Here is an 8,110-nt window from a genome sequence, read left to right as displayed (position 1 = left end):
ATCGAGTGCCTGGTCAGCCCTCGAAGCCGGTGAGGCCACGTTCGGTGAGCTTCACCGCGAGCTGGAAGCGCGTCTCGACACCGCACTCCTCCATGAGCGCCGCGACGCGGCGTCGCACCGTCCGCAGGCTGACGCCGAGCGCCCGCGCGATCGCCTCATCCTTCAACCCGGCCTGCATGAGTTCGACGAGACGCTCCGACGTCGGTTCCGCGCCGTCGTCGACGCCGGAGGCGGCCGCCCACATCCGATCGAAGAGTTCGACGAACGCACGCACGACGACGGCGTCACGCAGTACGACGTACCGCCCACCCTCGCCGCCCCAATCGGTGTTGGCGATGACAGCATCCGTTCCATAGCAGACGAACTCGTTCGGGATGTGCGTCGCGAGGCGCTGCTCCTCGCCCAAGTTCGCCCACTCGACTACGTCGAGGCTGCGCGTGCTCGCGGCGTCGAACTCGTGCAGGCCACGCAGCAGGCGCCCGTCGGCGACGAGGCGCGCGAGCACCGGCTGTTCCCCGGCGCTGACGGCGAGTGCGTCGGTGTGAGTGAACCGGATCGGGCCCGAGGTCGATGCCGCCAGGTGCTCCATGACGTCACCGAGCCCGTCGATCTCGACGTACTCGCGACCCGCCTCGGCGGGGTCGGCCTGCTCCTGGCCCGCACGGTGGTCGCCGGCGAAACCATCGATGGCGTCGCGCAGGCGGGCGAGGTCGCGGCGTCGCTCGGCGAGACGCGCCTCCTCGGCCGACAGGACGCGTTCGAGCCCGGCGCGCGGATGATCGGCGGAGGGACGACCGTCCTCGGTGATGCGCACGAGACGCAGCGCGCGCAACTGTTCAGCCGCTGCCTCGACGTCACCGACGGGCGTGTTGAGCCGCGAGGCGTACACACCGAACGGTCGCGCCTGGTCACGCAGCACCTGGCGGTAGAGCTGTTCGGCGAGGTCGTCGATGCCGAGGACGGCGAGAGGATTCACGCCGTCAGGCTAGCGCGCCGTGGCCGCCAGATGACATGCGACGGGGGTATGGCCCCTCCCGGCCACACCCCCGTCGCGCCCGCCCTGTTCCAGGCGGCGGACGACGCCCGAGCTCCCCGTTCGCTCATCCCCCAGAGATACCGGGCGCCGACAGCCGCGCCCCGAGAGGCACGACGATTCGACGCACCGAGTGCGAGCGCTCCCTGACCGGGCATCGTCACATCTGAGACGCCGCGATCAGGAGATCGGTTCCCTCACGCCGACATCATTTTCGGACGCGGCGCTCGAGCGCGTCTCAGACGCCCAACTCACGCGCCGCGGTGGCCGAGGAGTCGCGCAGGAAGTCGGCGCAGCGTCGCTGCTCGTCGACCTCACCGATCTCGCCGGCGGCCTTGCTCAGCGCGGCGAGTGCGCGCAGGAAACCGCGGTTCGGCTCGTGCTCCCACGGAACGGGCCCCTGGCCCTTCCACCCGGCGCGGCGCAGGGAATCGAGGCCGCGGTGGTAGCCGGTGCGCGCGTAGGCGTACGCCTCGACAGCCTCGCCGTCACCCAGCGCGTCCTCGGCGAGCGTCGCCCACACGAGCGAACTCGCCGGGTACATGCGGGCCACGTCGCGGGCGTGGACGCCGAGGTCGAGCTTCTCGGCTGCGGGGTCGACGTCGAGCTTGGTCTCCGGAATGGCAAGAAGGTTGTCCATGCCGCCATTCAAGCATCGACACCCGACAACCCCGCCGCGGCGGGCCGGCAACACCCACGTCACACCCCTCACACCGCCGACCGACTCCACCGAGCGTCAGGACCAACGTCCCAGCCCCTTTCATCGCTCGTGCCGCACGACGAGAATGGAGGCATGACCTTCCACGTCAGCACCGCGACCCCCTGGCAGCCCTCCCCCGGAACCGAGCTCACCGACGCGACTCTCGAGACGATCCACCGCTGGTGGCGCGCCGCCAACTACCTGTCGGTCGGGCAGATCTACCTGCTCGACAACCCCCTGCTGCGCGAGCCGCTGACGCGCGACAACGTCAAGCATCGCCTGCTCGGGCACTGGGGTACCACGCCCGGGCTCAACTTCCTCTACGCCCACCTCAACCGCGTCATCGCCGAGCGCTCTCAGCCGACGATCTACGTCACCGGCCCCGGCCACGGCGGCCCCGGCATGGTCGCCAACACCTACCTCGAGGGCACGTACTCGCAGATCTACCCGAACGTCGGGCTCGACGAGGCGGGCCTGCGCCGGCTCGTGAAGCAGTTCAGCTTCCCCGGCGGCATCCCGTCGCACGCGGCACCCGAGACGCCCGGCTCGATCCACGAGGGCGGAGAGCTGGGTTACGCCCTCAGCCACGCCTACGGGGCCGTCTTCGACAACCCCGAACTGCTCGCGTTCACCGTCATCGGTGACGGCGAGGCGGAGACGGGGCCGCTCGCGACGTCGTGGCACTCGAACAAGTTCGTCAACCCTGTCACCGACGGCGTCGTCCTGCCCGTGCTGCACCTCAACGGCTACAAGATCGCGAATCCGACGGTGCTCGCCCGCATCAGCGACGAGGAGCTCGATGCCCTCATGCGCGGCTATGGCCACACGCCGTACGTGTTCGAGGCGGGCTTCGACGACGAGGATCCGATCTCGATCCACCGCCGTTTCGCGACGCTGCTCGACGAGGTGTTCGACCACATCGCCCGCATCAAGGCCGAGGCCGCCGAAGCGGGTGCCGAGAACGCCGAGCGTCCGCACTGGCCGATGATCGTCTTCCGCACGCCGAAGGGTTGGACGGGCCCGAAGACGATCGACGGCAAGGTCGCCGAGGGTCACTGGCGCAGCCACCAGGTGCCGCTCGCCAACGCCCGCGACACCGACGAACACCTCCACGACCTCGACGCGTGGCTGCGCAGCTACCGCCCCGACGAGCTGTTCGACGAGGCCGGCCGCCCAGCCGACGACATCATGGCCCTCGCCCCCGACGGCGAGCTGCGCATGGGCGCGACGCCCTACGCCAACGGTGGCGAACTGCGCATCGCCCTCGAACTGCCCGACTTCCGCGACTTCGCCGTCGACGCGGGCCGCGACGACGAGCGCGGCACCTCGGTCGCCGAGTCGACGCGGGTGCTCGGCGAGTGGTTGCGCGCCGTCGCAGCCGCGAACCCTGAGAACTTCCGCATCTTCGGTCCGGACGAGACCGCGTCGAACCGGCTGCAGGCCGTCTACGAGACGACGAACAAGCAGTGGATGGGCGCGTACGAGCCCAACGACGCCGAAGACCCGATGGGCCGCGTCGGGCAGGTCATGGAGATGCTGTCGGAACACCAGTGCCAGGGCTGGCTCGAGGGATACCTGCTCACCGGCCGCCACGGGCTCATGTCGAGCTACGAGGCGTTCATCCACATCGTCGACTCGATGTTCAACCAGCACGCCAAGTGGCTCAAGGTGACGAACGAGATCGGCTGGCGTCGACCCATCTCGTCGCTCAACTACCTGCTGAGCTCGCACGTGTGGCGTCAGGATCACAACGGATTCAGCCACCAGGACCCCGGTTTCATCGACCACGTCGTCAACAAGAAGAGCGACGTCATCCGCGTCTACCTGCCGGCCGACGCGAACACGCTGCTGTCGACGTTCGACCACGTCCTGCGCACCGAGCAATACGTCAACGTCGTCGTCGCAGGCAAGCAGCCCAACCCCGTCTGGCTCACGATGGACGAGGCCGTCCGGCACTGCGCGCGCGGCCTGGGCATCTGGGAATGGGCCGGCACCGAGGTCGCCGGCGAGGAGCCCGACGTCGTGCTCGCCTGCGCGGGCGACATCCCGACGATCGAGGTGCTCGCCGCGGCGAAGATCCTGCGCGAACGCGTGCCGGGGCTGAAGGTGCGCGTCGTCAACGTCGTCGACCTCATGCGCCTGCAGGCCGAGAAGGAGCACCCGCACGGCCTGAGCGACCGCGAGTTCGACACGATCTTCACACCCGACAAGCCCATCGTGTTCGCCTACCACGGCTACCCGTGGCTCATCCACCGCCTCACCTACGGCCGGAGCGGCCACAGCAACCTGCACGTGCGCGGGTTCATCGAGGAGGGCACGACGACGACGCCGTTCGACATGGTGATGCGCAACGACCTCGACCGCTTCCACCTCGTCATCGACGTCCTCGACCGTGTACCCGGCCTCGGTGCACGCTGCGCGGGGCTGCGTCAGGAGATGCAGGATCTGCGCCTCGAGGCACGCGCCTACGCCTACGAGAACGGTGAGGACCTCCCCGCCGTCGCGTCGTGGGTGTGGTCCGACGCCGGCGACACCGGCACCGAAACCGGTGGCCCGCAGCAGGACACGGGCGGCGACAACGTCTGATACCTGACACGCGAACGGCCCACCCCGATCATTCGGGGCGGGCCGTTCCTCAGCGGCGGGTCAGGCGATCAGGCCTTCTTGGCGGCCTTGCTCTTGCCGGCCGAACCGAGCTCGTTGCAGGCCTGGACGACACGCTTCGCCATGCCCTCCTCGGCGGCCTTGCCCCAGGCACGCGGGTCGTACAGCTTCTTGTTGCCGACCTCACCGTCGATCTTGAGGACGCCCTCGTAGTTGCCGAGCATCCAACCGGCGACGGGACGCGTGAATGCGTACTGCGTGTCGGTGTCGACGTTCATCTTGACGACGCCGTACGAGACGGCCTCGGCGATCTCCTCGGGCGAGCTGCCCGAACCGCCGTGGAAGACGAGGTGGAACGGCTTGTCCTCCGCCTCGGAGAACTTCGCCTTGACAGCGTCCTGCGCGTCCTTGAGGACGGACGGGCGCAGCTTGACGTTGCCCGGCTTGTAGACGCCGTGCACGTTGCCGAACGTCAGGGCCGTCATGTAGTACACGTCAGTGCCCGCGCCGAGCGCCTGGGCGGTCGCGATGGCGTCCTCCGGCGTCGAGTACAACTGCTCGTTGATCTCGTTGGCGACGCCGTCCTCTTCACCGCCGACGACACCGACCTCGATCTCGAGGATGATGTTCGCCTCTTTGCACTTGGCGAGAAGCTCCTGGGCGATCTCGAGGTTCTCTTCGAGCGGCACGGCCGAACCGTCCCACATGTGCGACTGGAAGAACGGCTCGCCACCGTTCTTGACGTTCTCGATCGACGCCTCGAGCAACGGACGGACGAAACCGTCGAGCTTGTCCTTCGGGCAGTGGTCGGTGTGCAGGGCGATGTTGACGTCGTACTGCTTGGCGACCTCACGAGCGAACGCGGCCATGGCGAGCGCGCCCGCGACCATGTTCTTCTGCGTCGGGCCCGAGAAGTACTCGGCGCCACCGGTGGAGACCTGGATGATGCCGTCCGAACCGGCCTCGGCGAAGCCACGGATGGCGGCGTTCAGCGTCTGCGACGACGACACGTTGATGGCCGGGTACGCGAAGCCCTCCTTCTTCGCGCGATCGAGCATCTCGCGGTAGATCTCGGGGGTTGCGATGGGCATGTCATCACCTCTCGTGTTGGCACAACAATGACGCGTTTCGGGCGCACTTCGTGAGCGGCTGGCCCGCTGCCTCCATCCTCGCACGGGGCGTCGCGCAACGGGGCGGGCGGCGGGAGTTTGCTTCGCCCGAGTTCCGGCCGCGTCAGGCGCGGGGGTGGGCGTCGCCGGCGTCCGCGTGGTTGCTTCCGATTGCGCTCCCATGGGCGTCGCCGTCGACACGCTGGCCGAACACGTGCCGTCGGATCCACGCGTGCATCGTGACGGCGGCCGCGGCGCCCGCGTTGATCGAGCGCGTCGAACCGAACTGGGCGATGTCGAGGACGGCGTCGGCGCGTTCGAGCGCGTCGGCGCTCACACCCGGGCCCTCCTGGCCGAAGAGCAGGACGCAGTGCTCGGGCAGGTCGAACGCCTCGAGCGGGACGCTGCCCGCCACGTTGTCGATGGCGATGACGGGCAGGCGCGTGGGGTGGCCGGCGGCGTCGACGGGCCCGGCCGTGGCGGCCCAGGCGAGCAGGTCGTCGACCGTGGGGTGGTGGAACTCGTGCTGGTAGCGGTCGGTCACCATCGCGCCGCGACGGTTCCAGCGCCGCCGTCCGACGATGTGAAAAGCCTTGGCGTTGAACGCGTTCGCCGTGCGGATGACGGAGCCGATGTTGAAGTCGTGCTCCCAGTTCTCGACGGCGACGTGAAACGCATGACGCGCCGTGTCGAGCTCTTCGACGATGGCGTCGTGCCGCCAGTAGCGGAAACGATCCTCGACGTTGCGGCGGTCGCCGTGCTCGAGCAGCTCGGGGTCGTAGCGCGGGTCGAGCGAGCCGTCGGGTGTGCTCGGCCAGGCGCCCTGCCACGGTCCGACGCCGACCTCGTCCGTGCCCCCAGCGTCAGCACGGCGGTGTTGTGCGTCGCCGTCGTCGATCTGTTTCGCCCCGTCCACGTCTGCCATGGCCGTCAGCGTAGGCGGGCGCGACGAGTTCACCATCGTCCGGGTGACGCGCCGTACCTCACCCGCGCGTCTCAGCGGTTTCTTATCGCCCGCCGGTAGGCTCGGCCTCGTGATGCATGCCCTCGGCCCTCAGTTCATGGATCCGAACTACCTGCTCGCCCACTTCGGCGGCGCGTTCTTCTGGATCTCGCTCGCGATCGTCTTCATCGAATGCGGGCTCCTGTTCCCGATCCTGCCCGGCGACTCGCTGCTGTTCGCGATCGGCATGTTCACCGCGACGTCTGCCACGAGCGGCTTCGACATCCCCCTCTACGTCTCGCTGCCGGCTCTGTGCGTCGCCGCGTTCGCGGGCAACGTCGTCGGCTACGAGATCGGGCGGATCGTCGGCACCCCCCTGTACGAACGCGACGGCAGGGTGCTGAAGAAGAAGTACTTCGACCAGACGAACGCGTTCTTCGACAAGCACGGCAGCAAGGCCCTCGTCATCGGACGCTTCGTGCCCATCGTCCGCACGTTCATCACCGTCGTCGCGGGCGCGAGCCACATGGACCGCAAACGCTTCTTCACCTGGTCGGCCATCGGTGCCGTGCTGTGGGTGCTCGTCGTGACGTTCGCCGGGTTCTTCCTCGGCCGCGCCTTCCCGAGCCTCGGCAAGAACATCGACGCCGCCATCATGGTCGTCGTCCTCGTCAGCGTGCTGCCGATGATCTTCGAGTGGGTCAAGCACCGCAAGCGCGCCAAGGCGCTCGTCAAGGAAGCCGGCGACATCGTCGACCACAACCCTGACAACTGAAACTCGTCGCGACCACGCTGACGAAGCGAGCAACGCTGCCGCATCGAGAAACGCTGACGAGCGGCGCCCGGCCCAGGCCGCGGCGCCGTTCGTGCGTGCGGTTCGTCGGACGTCGCGTCACTCCCTAGGATGAGGGCGTGGATACCCAGGCTGTTCTGACCCTGCTCCAGCAAGCCGCCGAGACCTACATCAACCCCCGTTTCGAGGCGCTCGCCTCGCACGAGGTGACCGAGAAGAACCCGGGCGACCTCGTCACCGTCGCCGACCGCGAGGCGGAGGTGTTCATCACCGCCGAACTGCAGAAGGCCTACCCTGACGCGCTGATCGTCGGCGAAGAAGCCGTCGCAGCCGACCCGAGCATCCTCGACCGCATCGAATCCGCCGACCACTGGTTCACGGTCGACCCCGTCGACGGCACGAAGAACTTCGTCCACGGCTCACCGAACCACGGCGTCATGGTCGCCGAGATGCGCGGCGGCGACATCGTCCGCAGCTGGATGTGGCAGCCGCAGCTCGGGCACGCGTACGTCGCGGAGAAGGGCAATGGCGCCTTCCTCGACGGGGTGCGCATCGAGCCGCACGTCGTCGGCGATGCCCCGAAGGGCGTGACGTCACGTCAGACGCGCGTCGGCGAATCACTCGACGGGCTGCCGCCGCTCGGGCTGTCGTGGGTGTGCTGCGCGGTCGACTACCCCCAGATCGCCTCGGGCGGCGCGGACTACATCCTGTACGTCACGACGAAGCCGTGGGACCACGCGCCCGGCGCGCTCTTCATCCGCGAGGCGGGCGGCGTCTCCGCCTACGCCGACGGCTCGCCGTACGACCCGCGCTACGAACTGACACCCAAGCCGCTGCTCGTGACGGCCGACGCCGCGCTGCACGAGCGGTTGCGGCCGTTCGTCTGATGACGCGCTGCGCTGCCTGCGTGAGTGGCGCCGATTGAGTG

Annotated in this window: 7 protein-coding genes; 3 read left to right on the top strand and 4 right to left on the bottom strand. The window is 68.6% G+C overall.

Features of this window, described 5'->3' with window-relative positions; genetic code table 11:
* Positions 1 to 13 precede the first annotated feature (13 nt).
* Together B2284_RS00305 and B2284_RS00300 are read right to left on the bottom strand one after the other, a co-directional pair.
* Complete coding sequence (locus tag B2284_RS00305; RefSeq protein ID WP_074045691.1) at positions 14 to 976, bottom strand: helix-turn-helix domain-containing protein; 963 nt, start codon at positions 974 to 976, stop codon at positions 14 to 16.
* Between the two features lie 295 nt (positions 977 to 1,271).
* Positions 1,272 to 1,673, bottom strand: a complete 402-nt coding sequence (locus B2284_RS00300) for a DUF3151 domain-containing protein (RefSeq protein WP_006943618.1) — start codon at positions 1,671 to 1,673, stop codon at positions 1,272 to 1,274.
* Positions 1,674 to 1,826: 153 nt separating this feature from the next.
* Here B2284_RS00300 and B2284_RS00295 point away from each other — a divergent pair, with 153 nt between their 5' ends.
* On the top strand, positions 1,827 to 4,319 hold the full coding sequence (locus B2284_RS00295) for a phosphoketolase family protein (protein ID WP_006943697.1): 2,493 nt from the start codon (positions 1,827 to 1,829) through the stop codon (positions 4,317 to 4,319).
* A 68-nt stretch (positions 4,320 to 4,387) separates the two neighbouring features.
* Here B2284_RS00295 and fbaA read toward each other — a convergent pair whose 3' ends face one another.
* Together fbaA and B2284_RS00285 are read right to left on the bottom strand one after the other, a co-directional pair.
* Entirely contained in the window at positions 4,388 to 5,428 is a 1,041-nt protein-coding gene (fbaA, locus tag B2284_RS00290; protein WP_062257354.1) for a class II fructose-bisphosphate aldolase, read from the bottom strand.
* 142 nt (positions 5,429 to 5,570) lie between these two features.
* Positions 5,571 to 6,371: a TrmH family RNA methyltransferase gene (locus B2284_RS00285; protein ID WP_243754930.1), complete on the bottom strand. Its 801-nt coding sequence runs from the start codon at positions 6,369 to 6,371 to the stop codon at positions 5,571 to 5,573.
* A 112-nt stretch (positions 6,372 to 6,483) separates the two neighbouring features.
* Here B2284_RS00285 and B2284_RS00280 point away from each other — a divergent pair, with 112 nt between their 5' ends.
* Entirely contained in the window at positions 6,484 to 7,164 is a 681-nt protein-coding gene (locus B2284_RS00280; RefSeq protein ID WP_038571631.1) for a DedA family protein, read from the top strand.
* 137 nt (positions 7,165 to 7,301) lie between these two features.
* Complete coding sequence (locus B2284_RS00275; protein WP_006943701.1) at positions 7,302 to 8,069, top strand: inositol monophosphatase family protein; 768 nt, start codon at positions 7,302 to 7,304, stop codon at positions 8,067 to 8,069.
* The last annotated feature ends 41 nt before the right edge of the window (positions 8,070 to 8,110 follow it).

Source organism: Dermacoccus sp. UBA1591 (assembly GCF_002322065.1).
GTDB classification, from domain to species: Bacteria; Actinomycetota; Actinomycetes; order Actinomycetales; family Dermatophilaceae; genus Dermacoccus; species Dermacoccus nishinomiyaensis.
The sequence above is the reverse complement of the archived record's forward strand: the minus strand, read 5'-3'. Positions and strand labels throughout refer to the sequence as shown.

Coding starts and splice junctions, on each gene's coding strand:
- fbaA (WP_062257354.1), bottom strand. CDS start 5,428: ATGCCCATCGCAACCCCCGAGATCTACCGCGAGATGCTCGATCGCGCG.
- B2284_RS00285 (WP_243754930.1), bottom strand. CDS start 6,371: ATGGCAGACGTGGACGGGGCGAAACAGATCGACGACGGCGACGCACAA.
- B2284_RS00295 (WP_006943697.1), top strand. CDS start 1,827: ATGACCTTCCACGTCAGCACCGCGACCCCCTGGCAGCCCTCCCCCGGA.
- B2284_RS00280 (WP_038571631.1), top strand. CDS start 6,484: ATGCATGCCCTCGGCCCTCAGTTCATGGATCCGAACTACCTGCTCGCC.
- B2284_RS00300 (WP_006943618.1), bottom strand. CDS start 1,673: ATGGACAACCTTCTTGCCATTCCGGAGACCAAGCTCGACGTCGACCCC.